15 protein-coding genes are annotated in these 17,155 nt (G+C 51.8%); 8 read left to right on the top strand and 7 right to left on the bottom strand.

What is annotated here, in order from left to right; all coding sequences use genetic code 11:
* On the top strand, positions 1-1,224 hold a 1,224-nt coding region (locus tag QZ534_RS05845), incomplete at its 5' end, for an ATP-binding protein (protein WP_296932498.1).
* Positions 1,221-1,973: a response regulator gene (locus tag QZ534_RS05840; protein WP_296932495.1), complete on the top strand. Its 753-nt coding sequence runs from the start codon at positions 1,221-1,223 to the stop codon at positions 1,971-1,973. The genes QZ534_RS05845 and QZ534_RS05840, both read left to right, overlap by 4 nt.
* Before the next feature lie 55 nt (positions 1,974-2,028).
* Here QZ534_RS05840 and QZ534_RS05835 read toward each other — a convergent pair whose 3' ends face one another.
* The 7 genes from QZ534_RS05835 to QZ534_RS05805 all read right to left on the bottom strand — a co-directional run bounded on the left by QZ534_RS05835 (position 2,029) and on the right by QZ534_RS05805 (position 9,210).
* Entirely contained in the window at positions 2,029-2,916 is an 888-nt protein-coding gene (locus QZ534_RS05835; RefSeq protein WP_296932493.1) for a hydrolase or metal-binding protein, read from the bottom strand.
* Between the two features lie 62 nt (positions 2,917-2,978).
* Positions 2,979-3,974, bottom strand: coding sequence for a lambda-exonuclease family protein (locus QZ534_RS05830; RefSeq protein ID WP_296932520.1), 996 nt, complete (start codon positions 3,972-3,974; stop codon positions 2,979-2,981).
* Between the two features lie 93 nt (positions 3,975-4,067).
* Entirely contained in the window at positions 4,068-5,030 is a 963-nt protein-coding gene (locus QZ534_RS05825) for a DUF932 domain-containing protein (RefSeq protein WP_296932491.1), read from the bottom strand.
* 31 nt (positions 5,031-5,061) lie between these two features.
* The gene (locus tag QZ534_RS05820) at positions 5,062-5,412 is read right to left on the bottom strand and encodes a hypothetical protein (RefSeq protein WP_296932486.1); all 351 of its coding nucleotides are present in this window, start codon (positions 5,410-5,412) and stop codon (positions 5,062-5,064) included.
* Positions 5,413-5,833: 421 nt separating this feature from the next.
* Positions 5,834-7,228, bottom strand: coding sequence for a P-loop NTPase fold protein (locus QZ534_RS05815; protein WP_296932484.1), 1,395 nt, complete (start codon positions 7,226-7,228; stop codon positions 5,834-5,836).
* A 30-nt stretch (positions 7,229-7,258) separates the two neighbouring features.
* On the bottom strand, positions 7,259-7,897 hold the full coding sequence (locus QZ534_RS05810) for a DUF6082 family protein (protein ID WP_296932481.1): 639 nt from the start codon (positions 7,895-7,897) through the stop codon (positions 7,259-7,261).
* Positions 7,898-8,250: 353 nt separating this feature from the next.
* Positions 8,251-9,210 carry a sensor domain-containing diguanylate cyclase gene (locus QZ534_RS05805; RefSeq protein WP_296932478.1) on the bottom strand — a complete coding sequence of 320 codons (960 nt, stop codon included), beginning with the start codon at positions 9,208-9,210 and terminating at the stop codon, positions 8,251-8,253.
* A gap of 469 nt (positions 9,211-9,679) precedes the next feature.
* Between QZ534_RS05805 and QZ534_RS05800 the strand changes: the two genes are divergently transcribed.
* From QZ534_RS05800 to QZ534_RS05775, 6 genes are all read left to right on the top strand, one after another.
* Positions 9,680-11,233, top strand: a complete 1,554-nt coding sequence (locus QZ534_RS05800; RefSeq protein ID WP_296932472.1) for a PAS domain-containing methyl-accepting chemotaxis protein — start codon at positions 9,680-9,682, stop codon at positions 11,231-11,233.
* Positions 11,234-11,253: 20 nt separating this feature from the next.
* Positions 11,254-13,284: an EAL domain-containing protein gene (locus QZ534_RS05795; protein ID WP_296932466.1), complete on the top strand. Its 2,031-nt coding sequence runs from the start codon at positions 11,254-11,256 to the stop codon at positions 13,282-13,284.
* A 662-nt stretch (positions 13,285-13,946) separates the two neighbouring features.
* On the top strand, positions 13,947-14,852 hold the full coding sequence (locus QZ534_RS05790; RefSeq protein WP_296932463.1) for a cation diffusion facilitator family transporter: 906 nt from the start codon (positions 13,947-13,949) through the stop codon (positions 14,850-14,852).
* Between the two features lie 95 nt (positions 14,853-14,947).
* On the top strand, positions 14,948-15,790 hold the full coding sequence (locus tag QZ534_RS05785) for a cytochrome c oxidase assembly protein (protein ID WP_296932460.1): 843 nt from the start codon (positions 14,948-14,950) through the stop codon (positions 15,788-15,790).
* Positions 15,787-16,410 (top strand): SCO family protein, encoded by a 624-nt coding sequence (locus QZ534_RS05780; protein WP_296932457.1) that lies wholly within the window; start codon positions 15,787-15,789, stop codon positions 16,408-16,410. The genes QZ534_RS05785 and QZ534_RS05780 overlap by 4 nt, the downstream gene beginning before the upstream one ends.
* A 152-nt stretch (positions 16,411-16,562) precedes the next feature.
* Positions 16,563-17,141 (top strand): DUF3365 domain-containing protein, encoded by a 579-nt coding sequence (locus QZ534_RS05775; protein WP_296932454.1) that lies wholly within the window; start codon positions 16,563-16,565, stop codon positions 17,139-17,141.
* Positions 17,142-17,155: the final 14 nt, after the last annotated feature.

Raw genomic sequence — 17,155 nt, 5'->3', positions numbered from 1 at the left:
GCCGGCCGATTGCGGGACCAGGTCCAGATGCTTCGCGCCTCGAATGATCTCACTGATGCTCATCTGCAGTTTACCCGCAGACTCGCCTCTGCGCCTGATATCACCTCTGTCCAGACCGAGGCGGTCGAGGCTCTCTATGCCCAACTCAGACTTCCTCTGATTATCGCCCAACGGAGCCCTGAAAATGATGCAATTGAAGTGGTGGTTCAGGGCGGCCCCTCTCACCCATTTAACGATGCGGCACGATCGGCCATCGATTGGGCCATCCGCAACGCCAAACCCAGTGGCGCGTTCTCTGACACGCTGAACAGCCTTCCCTGGCGCTTTGAACCGATTGAAGCAGACGGTGAAGTCTACGGCGTACTCGGTTTTCGAGTGGACGATATGACCCCGGAGTATTACCGGGGCCTGGCCATCAATGTTTACGTGCATCAATTGGGTTTAGCGTGGTTTCGTACCCGCCTGGCAGCCAATCTTTCAGCATCACGGGTGGCAGAGGAAACCGAACGACTGCGGTCTGCCCTGCTCTCTTCCATCTCCCACGACCTGAGGACACCGCTATCGTCCATGATTGGCTCTGCCAGCACGCTGAAATCGATGTTTGACCGGCTCTCGGATGAGGATCGCGAAAGCCTTCTGGATGCGGTACTCGGTGAAGGCGAGCGCCTGGATCGCTACATTCGCAACCTGCTGGACATGACCAAATTGGGACATGGCACACTCAAGATCGAGAGGGATTGGATTGCGTTCACCGACATCCTTTCCTCGGCGCTCAGGCGCACCCGAAGCCTGATGTCGAAAGTGCGGTTTGAGCGGGAAGTTGCGGAGGACTTGCCGTTGCTTTTTGTGCATCCTGCACTCATTGAGCAGGCCCTAGTCAATGTCCTTGAAAATGCCGCGAAGTTCGCGCCCGACGACTCAATCCTGTCCATCCGGGCTCACCGAAAAGGCGATGAATTGATTATCGCTATCTCAGACGAGGGGCCCGGCATCCCTGAAGACCAGCGTGGCCAGGTTTTCGATATGTTTTTCACTGGTGGTGAAGGAGACCGGGGCCCCCACGGTAGCGGGCTCGGCCTGGCTATATGTCACGGCATGGTCGCGGCTCATGGTGGCCGGATTCAGGCATTGGCTGGCCCAAATGGTACCGGTGCCACCATCGAAATAGCGCTGCCCCTGATAGAATCGCCTGAACAAGAGTCCAATCGGGAATCCAGTGAATGACTGAACCAGCCAAAGATCGGGAAAAGCCCTGTATTCTGGTTATCGACGACGAACCGCAAATCCGGCATTTCCTGCGCATCAGCCTGAAAACGGAAGGCTACGAACTGCTTGAAGCCGAAAATGGAGAGGCCGGGCTGGGGCTTTGCGCAAGGCACTCACCGGATCTCGTAATTCTGGATTTGGGGCTTCCGGATATGGATGGCTCGGAGGTGCTGGCCGGTTTGCGGGAGTGGTCATCAGCTCCGGTTATCATTCTTTCGGTGCGGGATCGGGAACTGGAGAAGGTAAAAGCCCTGGATCTCGGAGCCAACGATTATGTAACCAAACCCTTCGGCGTCGATGAGCTGCTGGCCAGAGTTCGAACCCAGTTGCGTATCCACCAGAAAGGAAAAAACGCAGTAGCTCCTGAAACCTCGGCCATTTTTGATAACGGTGAGCTCAATATTGATCTGGCCATGCGCAAAGTCACGGTAAACGGTGACCCTGTCAGGCTGACACCCAAGGAGTTTGCCGTGCTGAAGGTCCTGCTGCTCGCGTCTGGAAAGATCGTCACTCAGTCGCAATTGTTAAAGGATATCTGGGGCCCGACGCACACCACCGATACTCACTATCTGCGTATTCTGATCGGGAGATTGAGACAGAAGCTAGGAGACGATCCTACGGAGCAAAGGTATATCCAGACTGAGCCCGGGGTTGGGTACCGGTTTCTAGAGACTGAGGAAAACCGTGATTCGGTGCTGCCTAAATAAAAAATATACAGTTTCGGTGTCAGACAGGTGGCCCGCTCGGGCCACCTGTCAAAATCTAGCCAGAAGCTGACCTTGTCGAGTCGATGTCTTTCCTGAGCTTCGAGACGACTGAAGAATTGTCCATTAGTTCCTCGCCTGCAAGGGCAGAATAGAACTCCTCAACCACCTGACTCATCTCATCCTCATCATATTCAAATAGCGCATTGCCGAATCCCTTCGCCGCAGCCGCATCCAGTGCTGCTTGGTCAACGCCCCCTTCCTTCGCCTGCTCAGATTTTCGCCTCGCCTCGACCACGGCTTCCTGTAGTGACAGCCCCTCCTTGATCACCAGATCCACATAGTAGATCGGCGTCCGATGGCTTTGCGTCGTGCTTTTACCCCGCAGCTTCAATTCCAACGGCATGTATGCCAGCAGACCACCAGAGACTGCCTGGTAATAGCTCAGCCTGGCTGCAAGCGTTCGGATACTGTTGTAGCCAGTGGTCCGAAAGATAAAACTGCCGACATCATCATCGTCACCAACCTTCACGTTCAGGCGGCCGTAGGGCTTGCACAGACCGCCTTTCCCGAATTCACAAAGAGTTGGCCCCGGGCATGGCAAAGACTGCACTCCTGATTGCGTCAGACGCTTGCAGGTGTCGCCGTTACCTACACACATTGGGCGCCCGCTTTTACGGTCGAACATGGTGTACTCCGCCCGCAGGTTGAGATCCGCATCGTTGAACAGCATGCGTACCGGGATGGTCCGCAGTTTGCTACTTGGGGCATTCTTTCTCAGTTCCTCGTCCATGGGGTGAAGCACCCATCCATCCTTTTCCTGGATCTGGGAGGTGATGGTAAATTGATCATCTTTTTGCGGTAGCCGAATGCCGTTCTTTTCAACGACCCGACCAATGCTGATACGCCCCAACAACGGAGGCGTAATGGCTAAACCTTTAATCATGGTGACTCTCCTGAGAAAAAGGACCACGGGGCACTCGTCACGCCCGCGTGGCCAATGGGGGTTTATGCTTGGATGAGGAATCGACGGCTTCCTGGCTTCGTCAGTGGGTATTGCTCCAGCAGTTCTGGCTGATCCTTCAAAAGCTGTTTCACGTTAAGCCCAACGGAATCCTTGCTCCTCTTCCAGCTGACGCTGCCGCTTGGGAAGGTTGCCTTTGAGGCTTCGCCCATCTGGCTCTCGATTCGCTGCTTCAGGTGGGATTCAGTGGATTTAAGGCATTCCATTTCCGAGCGGATGGCCAGCAGCTCGTCGAAGGCATCGGACAGCTCCTTGCTTTGGCTGAAGTCCAGGATCTCGCCTCTGTCTACTGGATACAGATGGCGGAGGGCACGTTCTGCAGAGTCAGTTCCATCGACCGGTGGCGGGGTATCCGTTCCCACGAAATCCCAGAACTGGCGCTCCAGCACATACAGTGCCTCAATGAGTTCCTCGTTCCGTTCAACGCGATAGATCTTCAGCTCTTGCCCGCAAAGCAGCACACAAACATCGGCTGATTGTTTGCCGGTAACGGCCAGCTGATGCTGAACCTGGCATTGGATGTAATCCGGCACACCCTCTTTCCAAAGACGTGATCCGAACTCCCCTGCCGTTTTGCACTCCAGAATCTGCACGTCGTCATCAGCCACCACGGAGTAATCCAGGTTAGCCAACATCCAGTGCTTGTCTGGATCTGGATGCTGCAATACCGCGTTCACTCGGCGCACTTTCCGGCCGGTGTGCCGGCTATACTGCTCAGCCACAATCGGTTCCAGGATGTGCCCCCAGTAGACTGGTGAGGTGGGATCATCGGAGTCCGGTTTCGGCAAGCCAACATCCCTGCCAGTTTTGACCATCCAGAGTTCCAGTTGGGACTGGTAAGGATTCATGCCGACGGCTGCTGCGGCATCGCTACTGCCAATGCCCTGCTTGCGCACCTTCAGCCATTCATCCCGGCTAAGCCCCTTTGTGGAGACCAGGCGCAAGGCCGGTCGCTGTTTCTGAATTGTGTTTGCTCTCATGCCCATGGTGTTTTCCTCCAGACATAAAAAAAGCCCACCAGAGCATCAGGCTCCGGTGGGCTTTATGGCGGTTTTGAGATTTGTAGGATTGGCTCAGGCCACAAGTGACATGGCCTGCTCTAATGCACGGTTCTTAACAGCGGCACCGGTTCCGAACCAGGCGGAATCGAGCCGGTGGTCAACGGTTTTGGCCCTACGCTGGTGATCGATGAATTCGGTGACGGCGTTCAGCAGGCCGTAGGCCGTGCCCTCCGAGGATGCCAGGTTGGCGCCCATGCCTTCGCCTTCATACAGACCCAGAGCCTTCGCCATGGAACGCTCGTTGGTTTTGCCGACACCCCTTCCGGAATCGTCAGTGAACACCTTGAGGAAGTAATTCCTGGCCTCGGTGGTTTTCACCTTCCGTTCGCTCAGGGTCTTCAGGCGGTACATGAAGTCGTCCCAGGCAGAAACGGAGATACCCAGTTGCCTCTTCACCAGATCCGCATCGAAGGCGGTGTTGTGTTTCACCTTGACGGCGTTGGCAGTAGAGCCCTTCAGAGCGACAGCCAACGTGTTATTACAAACCACGCGGATACTGGTGAACTGAGCAGTCGTTGCCATAGTGCCGTCGCACGCGGTGGCCAGAAGCACGTAGGCATTAGTCTGGTCGTTACCCTTAAGCATGCCGGATTGGCCGGTGCGGGCCAGCGCCCACATCTTGCGACCGCCTTTCAGGACACCAGCTGTTTCCAGCTCAAAGCCAGAAACCTCAGTCAGATCCCGATAGAACTCCAGGATCTCCTCAGGCTGAACCACCTTAAAGCGGTTACCGACGACCGACAGCGGAGCCTTGGTATCCGAGCGGTAAAGCACCTTAGAATCCGGGTAAGAGAGGATTTCACCCAAACTGCCACTGGAATTGGTGACGAAGCGGACAGGGCTTTCCTGAATCTGCCAATCCAAGCCCGCTTGTTTTGCCCAGACCTCTAAGGGCTGATTCGAAGTCAGTTCGTTCCCCAGGCCATGCCAAGGGGTTTGGCCAACGTAGGCCATTTGCTCAATGAGATGAGCCATGGTTGTTCTCCTATGGAATTTGCGAGGGGAATCAGCGGATATTATCGTGGGAGTCGGGACCGGTACTGAAGGCATAGCCACAGTCAAGGCAGCGCAGGTTGTCCAGCACCCGGTCATCCAGGACGTCGCCAAGAATCACGCCAGCGGAAGCGCCGGTAGCACCACCCAGTAGCGCACCAATGACAGCACCGCCGATACCGCCCACGGTCGCGCCGACAGGACCAGCGACGACTCCGAGAGCTGCACCCGCTTGGGCACCCGCCGTGGCAGCGGCATAGCCTCCGTAGGTACCGGCAGACGCACCGACTACACCAGCGGCTTTCTTGCCGTAGTTGTTCTTGCCAATCCGCCGAGACAGGCAATTGGGGCATTGTTCAGACATTGGGAATTACCTCTGTGAATGGGGAGGAAAGGCACTGTCAGTGCCCTGGTTCATAGAGGTGATATAGGTTTCAAATTCGGTGGAATCATGAAACCGATAGGGACGACGACCCGTTGTGTCTTAGAGCCAAATCTCTCGCCCGCTCGGTCCGAGTGAATTTGAGAAAATCGACTGCTCGCAAAAAAGCCAACGATAATGCTGAGTAATCTAGAGCTGACTAGCCAAAACGATGACCAAGATCTGGCGAAGGACTCCACTCCGAATGCGTTCTAACTGGCCAGATACTCGGCTTATAAAGCACGCTTGGGTCGCAAAGCGAACGTTCAGAATGGGGGGCCAACGCTTGCAGCATGCCTGCTATTGAAATGGAGCCGAAGTCGAAATGTAGAAACCCTCCAGCGCGCCATTATTACGCAACTCCTCACTTGAATCGAGAAGCCACCTCGATTTTGTTGACTAGATAGCTCAGAATTCCCACTCCTCCATTGAAATCAAAGTCTTCAACAAGCTCCAAAATCCTATTAGCCCTGCGCTTCTGCTCGACTGTGGCGTTATCAGATTCAGCTATCTTGGTATAAGGGGTCAAAATGTCATCATGTCCATGTCGGTGCGATTTACAAACGATAATGTATGCTTCAAGAGCCGCGCCATAATTTGTCTCCAGCAACGCTATACTCCCAGGGGTTTTACTGAACTCTTCTAAAAGAACAGTTGGGGATATTCTTTCTGATATTAAATCGTTGTATAAATCTGGCTGTTTAACCTTCAAAACTATAAGAAAACAAAGAAACAGAGGAAATAATTTATAATCATGAGGAGTCGTTCTGATCGCTAAGTTAAGAAGAGAGCAGCAATGCTCCTGTTCTCTTAGCGTCAAATTAAAAACATCGAATAACTCTTCAAACATTTTCAACGCATGCTCGTACTCATACTGAACACCGCGACCGCTTTTTTTTGAAAAATAATCTGAAAACGAATATTTTTTAAATAAGGCCTTTACGAATTCACCTTTATCCGGCGGAGGTAGAAGGTAATCAAAATCGATAAATCTACGAAGATAACCATTTACATTGAGTCCTGCACCATAAATAGCCTTTATCGATGACCCCAATTGCGACTTATCAGCACCTAAAACGAAAACAATATTCTGTACATTGAAGAAGTGCTTTGCTTTCTCAAGTACTTCTATAGAATAATTGGGGCGACACCTATCTAACTCATCTATTATAAAAACCAAAGGTTTTTTGTCATTCGCATCAGTAACGCTAGAAGCAAAATCGGTTAAGGCCTGCCTAAATGATATCAAGGATTGCTTAGATTTTTCGTACTGATCTATTTGTTCTTTAGCAATTGATTCTGCAAATTCAGATAGAGCGTTTTCAGTTAAATCATCCAAATCTAAAGCGCCAGCTGTAGCCATTTTTGCTGTAACAGGAATAGATCTTTTTAGCAGCATAGTGCTTATGGCCTTTGCTTTAGAAAAGTACTCCTTTGCTTTAGATTCATCACCCGTTTTCGCTAGTTCAGATAAAGCAGATGAGATTTCTCCAATTAAGCTTACCAACGCATTTTCAGAAAAGTCGTTTTCCCATGCATTGAAATAAATGGTAGGAACTTCGGAATTCTTGAGACTCTGCTGCCACATCCGAAGAAAAGTTGTTTTACCTTGCCCCCAAGGAGCATCAATACACAAGACTAAGGGTTCGTTTGCTGACACAACAAACTCAGTCAATGCATCTGCACTTTCTTTTCTATTTAGCTCATCATTACAGAAAGGATTTTCCTCAGGCACCTCAATTTCTCTACTTTTGAGCAAGATTTAATCTCCCTAATGATTGCTAATGCTTTAAGAAGTCGACTCTCTAGCGGTCGGCTGGATTGACTTTTTATATGCCGAATTTACCATTTCGAAAAATTCTCTTTCCTCTTGAAGAGCCGATTTTTCTGCGTAGCGGTCACGGTACTTACCAGAATTTTCCCAAAATTTTTGAAAATAGGATCTTCGCATGTAAGTATTCAGCATTTCCTCGATTTGCTCCCTTGGAGCCATTCCATTGATATGCTGCATTTCCCAATGCGACACTATGAGATTAATGTAAGTATTCTGTTTGAAGGATATTTTTTCTACTAACCCTTCTTCTTCCCAGACTTCCTGCAAATCCGGATTTTCTACAGCCATTTTGAGTAGCTCGATATGAAGTTGCCGAATTTGCGTTGCTACAGTTTTAGACATTTCACCACGCTGTGATTTCATTTCTTCTCTTTGTAGCTTTAACTCTTCACCCTGTTGATGAATCGTGTAGAGAAGACCAATCAAAGCGAGCCCGGAAAAAAGCGATGAAAATATTCCAAAGCTGTCTCCAAAAGGTGCTGCCCAAAGAACAGAAAAACTTTCTAGGGGCCAGGAATAATAGATGAGCAGAGCGCTATAGCCCAAGAAGAAGATCGCGATGCCTATTGAAGCAATGACTATGGCAGTACGCATATCTCCTCCACTGGCATATAACATCCCTATAAACGGAACTCGCCATGATCCTCAATCGCTGCCCCCCGGCCCGAACCTGGATCAAAGCACCAATTATCAGCTAATAGATACAGAATCACTCTAGCACGAATTTTGAAGTACACCGTCCAACAGGAGTTTCTCATCTGTGTTGAACCTGTCGTGGAGGCGCTGAAAGGAATGTTCGCTTCTGTTTAGCTGTTGCCTAGGATGCGTGACGGTCGCTAAGCGAACATTCAGACCCAATTCGTGGCCTCGAATTATCGGCCGGCATGCGTTATGCGCATTATTAAACGCCGCACTCTTGTGCGAGTTCATACCAATACGGACTTGCTTCAACGGACTTTCCGCTTCTGTTTGAACATTTCGGCATCCGCTTTTTGGAGCAACGTTTCGATAAAGTGCTCTTGCTCAAGATCCAGTGGAACAACTCCTTCATCAAAAAGAATCTCGTAAGGCTTACCAGAAGCGCTGTTATGCTGATTCACCGATTCTCGCAGTCTTTCAACATAGCGACTTGCTTGGTCCACGGTGGTGTCATTCATAAGGAGTACAAATTCGTCACCACCCATGCGGGCACTGATATCGGATTCCCGAGTATGCCCTCTTAATAGATTTGCGAATGCCCTGAGAGCAGCGTCGCCCTCGTGGTGACCGTGCTTATCGTTGATCGTTTTAAAGTGGGTCAAATCAAAATAGATCAGGGCCGCAGGCCGTCCCAGCCGGTAGCATAGATTGATGGTTTTTTGTGCCTGATGCAAAAAGCCCCTCCGATTGGGCAAGCCAGTCAAGTCATCCTCAATTGCCAACTGAATTGCAGCAAGCTCGTTCTCCGCAATCATGCCCAGATCTCTGAGCGCCTGAAGGTCTTCCTCGAAGAAGGAACGCGGTTTTGAATCAATGATGCACAAGGTGCCCATGGCAAGCCCGTTAGCAAGCTTTAGGACATAGCCTGCATAGAACCTAATATGCGGCGGTCCTGTCACCAACGGGTTGTCCAAAAAGCCGGGATGCAACGATGCATCTGGAACAACAAATACATCCTCTTGCGAAATCGCATGATGGCAAAAAGAAATTTCCCTGGGTGTTTGCCTTACGGGCAAATCCTGGTTGGACTTGAACCATTGGCGCTCGCTGTCAACTAACGATACGAGCGCAATTGGCACGTCAAAAAGTCTCTTGGCAAGGCGAGTCAGACGGTCAAATCGTTCCTCTGCTGGCGTATCCAGGATTCGCAGTTCATGCAATGCCTGGACTCGAATCTGCTCCGTGAGCCTAGCTTTCGGTCTCGTCATGATCACAGGTCACTACGCTTCAACGATATCGAATGCAAAGTGTAGTTCCAGGGTTTGACGGCTTTCTGTTCAGGCCGCAGCCATAGCATTGGAGAGCATCTGAGACTTAGATCTAACTTCAAAGCCTTTGATTTACGTCAATTTACGCTACACTTTGCGATATGTGTCACAGTCTAGCGCAAACGCGCCCATGATCGAAAGAATTCCGATGTGCAAGGTTGCTTGTGCCGAGTCTGATTTTTGATAGATGGGTATGCTTCACTTGGGAGCGAAGAATTGATGTTTATGACCTCAAACTTCTCTCAGGAATCGCACCGCCTGAATTTAGGGGTAATTGCCAATATTTTGATCTGAGTCAACCCGCTTTACACTTCTGCAATATTTGGTCTTGCGCCGCGCAGCTATTCTTCTCTGCGAGTGAGTTGCATTTTCCTCTTCCCATTAATGGCAGCAAAGAGCGCCCCAGCCCATGAGAATAAATCAGCCAATAACTCAAACAGAGCGACGCTTCCCCGCGCACCAGAAATTAATTTCTTCAACCGACCTGAAAGGGAAAATCAAGCATTGTAATGATGCATTCGTAGAGGTCAGTGGATTCAGTCGTGAGGAATTGATTGGCCAACCCCATAACATTGTTCGCCACCCGGATATGCCGCCGGAAGCCTACGCCAACATGTGGTCGCATCTGAAATCCGGTCGGCCCTGGATGGGACTCGTTAAAAACCGGTGCAAAAATGGTGACTTCTACTGGGTGAATGCCTATGTGACGCCAATTACCGAGGGTGGCAGTGTCATCGGCTACGAGTCGGTTCGTTCCTGTCCTGCCCGTGAGGACGTCGATCGTGCCGCAAAACTGTATGCACGCATCCGAGAGGGGAAAAAGCTCACTTCTGTGACTGAGCGCATTCCCTTTTCATATTTGGGTGCTGCTGCAATTGTTATTGCAGCCATTGCGACGTTCTGGGTTGGCCAGCCCCATGTCGCTATGGGGATCCTCATCATCGCTCTTTTTGGGTGCCTCCTTTGGAAACAGTATTCGGAAGGTAATCTTCAGTCAGAGCTTCGGCAGCTACTTGCGACGAGTTTTACAGATACCCTAGCGGCCAAAAGTTACACCGATGACCATCCCCAAAAGGGACGAATTAAGGTCGCTATTCTTGCCCAGAAGTCCCACCTTGATACGGTGCTGACCCGGATTGAAGACTCGGCGGCTCAGGTACGGTCCCGCTCCGCCTCAGGGATGGAGATTGCCCAAGAAACTCAGGATTCGCTGAACCGGCAACAAGCCGAAACCGAGCAGGTGGCTGCCGCGGTCCACGAGATGTCGATGACGATTGCTGAGGTGTCATCAAACGTTCAGAACACGGCCAGTAGAGCGGAGGAATCACGGAAGCAGGCGGTGAAAGGCCGCGAAGTCGTTGAGGCGACACGTTCCGCGATCGAAGAACTCAAAGGGACCGTCGATGGCATTCGAAATTCGGTCGCCGAACTGGCAGAGCAAAGCCATAACATCGCCAAGGCCGCGGGAATCATTGAGCAAATTGCAGACCAGACGAACTTGCTTGCACTGAACGCTGCCATCGAAGCGGCCAGGGCCGGCGAACATGGTCGTGGCTTTGCCGTCGTGGCTGACGAAGTGCGCGGACTGGCACGCCGGACTCAGGAATCTACACAGGAAATTCACGGAATCGTGGACAATTTGCTTAACCGGTCTGAAAAATCTGTTTCTGTTGCAACCGCTGGAGCGGAGGCCGCCGATCAGGGGCTGCGAAAAATGCTGGATACGGAGAAAACTCTGATCAGTATCGGCGATGCCGTGAGCGAGATCGCGGATATGGCACTGCAAATGGCGGCTGCTGTTGAAGAGCAGGCTCAGGTATCCGACCAGATCAACGCTCAGGTCGAGAACATATCCAGCCTTGCCCAGCAAAACCTAGAAAAGGGCCTAGAATCTACCGAGAGTGTTAAAGCGTTGGGACAAATTGCTTCAGACCTCCATGAGCTGGTTGTTCGTTTTAAATAGCTTGTTAACTGGACAGGGAAATGCTGCTAGAAAAGGATGATCCGTTATCAGCCGTTTTGAGCGCAGCCGCCGATGCGGTCGTGCTCATCGACAAACGCGGAACAATACAGCGCGTTTCTGATTCGATGGAGCGAATATTTGGGTACGTGCCATCAGAATGCTTGGGCAACAACGTCAGCATGCTGATGCCCGAGCCCGATCGCAGTGCTCATGACGGCTATATCGAGTCCTACTTGAACAGCGGCCATGCCAAAATCATTGGTATCGGGAGGCGCACTACGGGGCGTAAGAAATCCGGCGAAACCTTTCCGATGCACCTGTCCGTTGGTGAGTTCAAGGTCGGTGGAGAGTCCTATTTTGTTGGTATCTGTCATGATTTGACGGATCATTTCCATGCTCTGGCCGATCTGGAGCGTGCAGAAAAGCGCTACCGGGACATCATAGAAAGTCAGAAGTACTTCATTTGCCGCCTTGATGATCAGCTACGCCTGACTTTTGCCAATGCCTCTCTAACAACGATTCTCGGCAAGTCTTATGATGAATTGGTCGGTGTCCATCTTGCCCATTTTCTTGCAGAGGGCTCAACGGACAGCACACTAAAATTGCATGAGTTCCTTGCGTCTCATCGAAGCGACGAGATTAATCTCCAATTTGAGATGAAGACGAATGGAACACCAGCGCATGCCGAGTGGTCATTCCGGAAAGTAGCGAACACCGTAACAGGCGAATTGGAGCTTCAAGGGCTTGGCGTGGATGTATCAGATCGAGAACTTGCGCTGTTGAGAGCCGAATTTCTGAAGGACCATGACCAGCTCACAGGATTACTCCGGGTTCCTGCCCTCCTTGAACATTTACGATCTACCGTAAAGATATCGAGTCGGTATGCATTTATCTGTGTCGACCCGGACCGTCTAACGCAGATAAACCAGCGTTATGGTTACGATGTAGGCAATCGGGTAATTGTACAGATCGCGCGCCGAATGGCGTCGCTCCTGCCTCCCGAAGGTCAGATCGCCAGGCTCGGTGGTGACGAATTGATTATGGCGTTTCCAGTCCATGATTTGGCAGAGGCAGAGAACGTTGCGAATGCAGTTCTAGGCAAACTGGCAAGACCTTACTCAATCATCGGGGAAGAGTACCGTCTGAACTCGAAAGCTGGCATTGCTCTTTTTCCAGACGACAACTCGGATTTGGGACGCATGCCGGATTTGGCCGAAGCTGCGATGCGGGAGGCGAAAGTCAGGAACATTTCGCTTGCCACCTTCACAAATGTTAATCACCAACAACTTTTGCGAAGGATTGCGGTAGAGCAAGCACTCAAAAACGCGCTCGCATCCGAAGCTATCGAAGTGTATCTCCAACCCAAAATTGCCCTCGCGTCCAGGACAAAATGTGGTTACGAGGCCTTGGCGCGTTGGCATCACTGCGAGTGGGGTCCTGTGTCACCGGGCGAATTCATTCCTGTAGCAGAAGCAGCCGGGCTGGGCCCCGAATTGGATCGCTACGTACTGCGCAAAGTCGCTGCTATCGCTTTCTCAATGTGGACATCTGGTGAAGAAGCTCTACCAATTGCCGTAAACATTACTGGTAACCATTTTTCCGATTCGGCATTTTACGACACCATTGTCAGTAAACTGCAAAAGTTATCTCTTCCACCCAGCGCCATTGAGCTGGAAATTACTGAAGGGATGGTGCTTGAGATGACAGCCGATGTTGCCAGCAATCTGTCAAGGTTAAAGGCACTCGGAATACGTGTCAGCCTTGATGACTTCGGCACCGGATACTCCTCTCTGAGTTATTTGAAAAAGCTGGATGTCGACGAACTCAAGATCGATAAATCGTTTATTGACGACCTGGAAGACCCAAAAGGCGAGCTTTTTGTTCAGTCGATGATTGGCTTGGCCAAAGCGTACGGCTTGACTGTGACAGCAGAGGGGGTGGAGACTGAAAGCCAAGCGGAACGGTTGGCCCGTCTCGGGTGTGATGTTGCTCAAGGCTATCTTTTCAGCCCGGCGCTGCCCGAGAGGGAAGCGAGAGATTGGAGCCCTTGACCGCATCCTCCTGTATACATCCTGTTTAGTTGCACCGCTGATTAGAGTTTTCCGCCCTTTGGCATTTTGTCGAATATCCTCATGGCCCTTGCTTCCTGATGGCCCGGGTGGGAAGAAGTAGAGTGACTCGGCCCGGGAAAAGGTCCGCTTGCTAGTCTGGCCATTCGATCGTGACTGAATGTCCGCTTTTGTTTAAAGTGGAACAACAATGACATCAAAGTGGTGCGCAGCAACAGAGGAGATTACGGACATCTGAAATGATGTTGTAATTGAGTTCTGGCGTAGATGGTACGAGTCGCCTGGCATGAATCACCTCGCAATCTAGCTGCTGCTTGCACATTAAAGCTTGCTATCAAACTGCTTGAGGAATTGCCCCACCCCAACGCACACAAACCATTTTGGGGGTACAAATGGGGGCACATATCAACATAAAAAAAGATTAGCTATATACAAAACAATTTCTTAAGTATATTTATGAGTCCTGCCGGGGGTACCAGCCTCTAACCTCAATCCTTCCCAACGGCCCCGACTACTTCCAGGATATACCCAGATTTAATGGCGTTGGAGTAGATCATGCACTGGCAGTCGTCCACCGAGAACTTGACCCTGTAGTAGCTACAGGGTTCATGCTACAAGTTCAATTTACGGCAACAGGAACAGGCATGCACGACCACGGTCACGATCACAGTCATCACTTCAACACCCACAACCGCTCGTTCGCTCTGGCGGTCGTTCTTAATACCCTGTTCGTGATTATCGAGGCGGTATACGGAGTGCTGTCAGGATCTTTGGCACTCGTCGCGGACGCCGGCCATAACCTGAGTGACGTCATGGGGCTTATCATGGCGTGGCTGGCAAGCTGGCTCGCCAGCAAGGCGGCAACTCACAGCAAAACCTACGGTCTTAAGAAAACCACCATTCTGGCTGCGTTGTTCAATGCCCTGTTTCTGATTGCCGCCGTGGGAGGGATTACCTGGGAGGCCATCCAGCGCCTGACCAACCCCGCCAGTGTCGCGGGCCTGACAGTCATCGTGGTTGCCGGCATAGGCGTTCTGATCAACGGCGCCACCATGCTGCTGTTCCTCAAGGGCCAGAAGGGCGACATCAACATTCGCGGGGCGTTCCTCCACATGGCCGCCGATACCGCAGTCTCGGTAGGCGTGGTGATTTCCGGCATCATCCTGATGTTCACCGACCTCGCCTGGATTGACCCGGTGGTCAGCCTGGTTATTGCCGCTGTGATCTTCTTCGGTACCTGGCAGCTGCTCAAGGACTCGGTCAAGCTTGCGGTTGATGCCGTTCCCAATGGTATCGACCCTTCAGCTGTCATCGAACATCTCGAGCACCTTCCCGGCGTGCAGTCGGCCCACCATCTTCACATCTGGGCACTGAGCACCACTGAAAATGCGCTCACCGTTCATCTGGTCAAACCCGACCCCGCCAATGATGACCGGGTAATCAACGAGGCCGCTGACATGCTCAGGGAACATTTTGGTATCCAGCACACCACTATCCAATGGGAGCGGGGGGATGATCCGTGCCCGAACACAGCCCATTGCGGAACCTAGCGGATTTGCATCGCCCCCACTTGTGGCGTGCCGATTTTACGAGCCAGTAAATGCAGAGGTAGAGTACCGGAAAAGCAACAAAAACCAGGCCGATAATGTCACCACTTGATTATCTGTTACCGTACGACTTTTCCCCGCTGACGATACTCAGCTACATGTTCCTGCTTGGCTTTTATGGCATTGGCATTGTGCGCATGCCGGCGGATGAACGGCCAGGCTCACTGCGCATCGTGACCTTCGTTCTGGGCGTAATGCTTTGCTACGGGGTAATGCAAACCCGCTTTGACTACTACGCCCAATACATGTTTTTTGTACATCGGGGCCAGCATCTGATTCTGCACCACATCGGCCCGATCCTTATCGCCCTGTCCAACCCCTTACCGGTCATGCGGTACTGGTTCGCTAAAATCTCCCCGCGCTGGGGGCTTGCGTTGGGCCCACTCGGTCGGGTCTATAACCTTTTGCAGCAGCCTTTCATCGCCTTGTTTCTCTTTGTCGGACTGATCTACTTCTGGCTCTGGCCATCGATCCATTTCGACGCCATGCTCAGCCGGGACCTGTATTGGATCATGAACTGGAGCATGTTGCTGGATGGCCTGCTGTTCTGGTGGCTAATCTTCGACCCGCGACCGCCGGCGATCACCTCATCACTGGGTTATGGCAAACGCATTTTGATTCTGGCTGTGGCAGGTGTGCTCCAGATGATTCTGGGGGCCTGGATCGTGTTTTCGCGAGACATGGTCTACGACGTTTACGAGGTCTGTGGCCGCGCCTGGCCGCTGGATCCCGAAGTCGACCAGTTCCTCGGGGGCCTATTGACTTACATTCCACCGGCAATGATGAGCATTATCGGCATTCTGCTTATCCTTCGTCGTGCCATGCGCGAAGACGGCAAATACACGAATCACTCCACAAATCTTGAGGAAAGGGCGTCATGAGCATGTACTTCCGGCGACAACGTACCAAGGCCTTAACGTCCATCTCATTGCTGGTCCTGTCGATACTCCTTGCTGGTTGCCTCGGTAACGATGAGGAGTGGCACGGCAAAGATATCAGTGGCCTGATGCCCGAGTTGGAATTCACTCTGACTGACAGTCAGGGCGAACCTGTGTCTGGCAATGATTACAGCGGCCGCGTGCGAATGCTGTTTTTCGGTTTCACCTCATGCCCCGATGTTTGCCCGACGGCCCTGCAAAAGCTCAATCAGGCGACCAATGGCCTTGGCCCCGAGCTTCAGGATGAAGTGCTCACCTTATTCGTAAGTGTTGACCCAAAGCGTGATACGCCGGAACGCCTGGCAAATTACGTGGATTTTTTCGGTGACAATATTGTGGGACTCACCGGGAGTGAATCCCAGCTTCGCGAACTGGCAAAACGATATCGAACAACCTTCGGTTATGAGAAACCCGATGAGGATGGAAACTACGAGGTTTCTCATAGCAGTGCAGTTTATGTCTTTGATCGCACCGGCAACGCCCGCCTGCTAATACGCCCGGACCTGAGCCCAGAAGAAATTCGTCAGGATTTGGTTGCGCTTATTGAGCAGGTTCCGGACTAGCTCGCCTCCCTCGGAGCTTTCAGAGTCGGTGAAGGTTTATTTGAAGAAGTGCTCGATTCTGACTCCTCGACCGGAATCTGTCCTGGCTCAATTTGGGACTGTTTATTTGTTATATACTTATTCCAAAACCCAACACGCCCGGGAGAGATTCAATGACCAAACCGATCATCACCACAGCCTTGTTATGCTCCTTGCTTTCGATGCCATTGCTCACCCAACCCCAGACAGATAATCCGGAAGCGCTGGTTGCCGAAGCACGTTCCCTGGTAAAAAGTTTCGGCGGCTCACTGAAGCAGGCGCTCCAGGCGGCCATCAAAGAAGGCGGCCTCACAAACGGTATTGGTGTTTGCAAGACTGCCGCACCCGAAATCGCCAGGAACAACAGCAGCGGCGGCTGGACCATCAGTCGGACCAGTCTGAAAGTCCGGAATCCGGAGAACACCCCCACCGACTGGCAGGAGATCCAACTGCTGGCCATGGACAAACAGCCGGTCAGGAACGGAAAACCGGTAGAGGTCTGGCAGGTCTCGGAAGCGTCCGGACAGCCGGCATTCCAGTATATGAGCGCCATCCCGACACAGAAGCTTTGCCTCGGCTGTCACGGCAAGTCCATCGCTCCGGACGTAAAGGCAAAACTGGCTGAACTCTATCCTGAAGACAAGGCGACTGGCTTCTCCGAGGGCGATTTGCGGGGCGCGTTCGTTGTGACGCGGCAAGTTCCAGTAAACTGACGGGATCAGCCATT

The organism is uncultured Marinobacter sp. (assembly GCF_913055835.1).
In the GTDB taxonomy this organism is placed as follows: domain Bacteria; phylum Pseudomonadota; class Gammaproteobacteria; order Pseudomonadales; family Oleiphilaceae; genus Marinobacter.
This window is presented reverse-complemented; position numbering and strand designations above follow the sequence as displayed.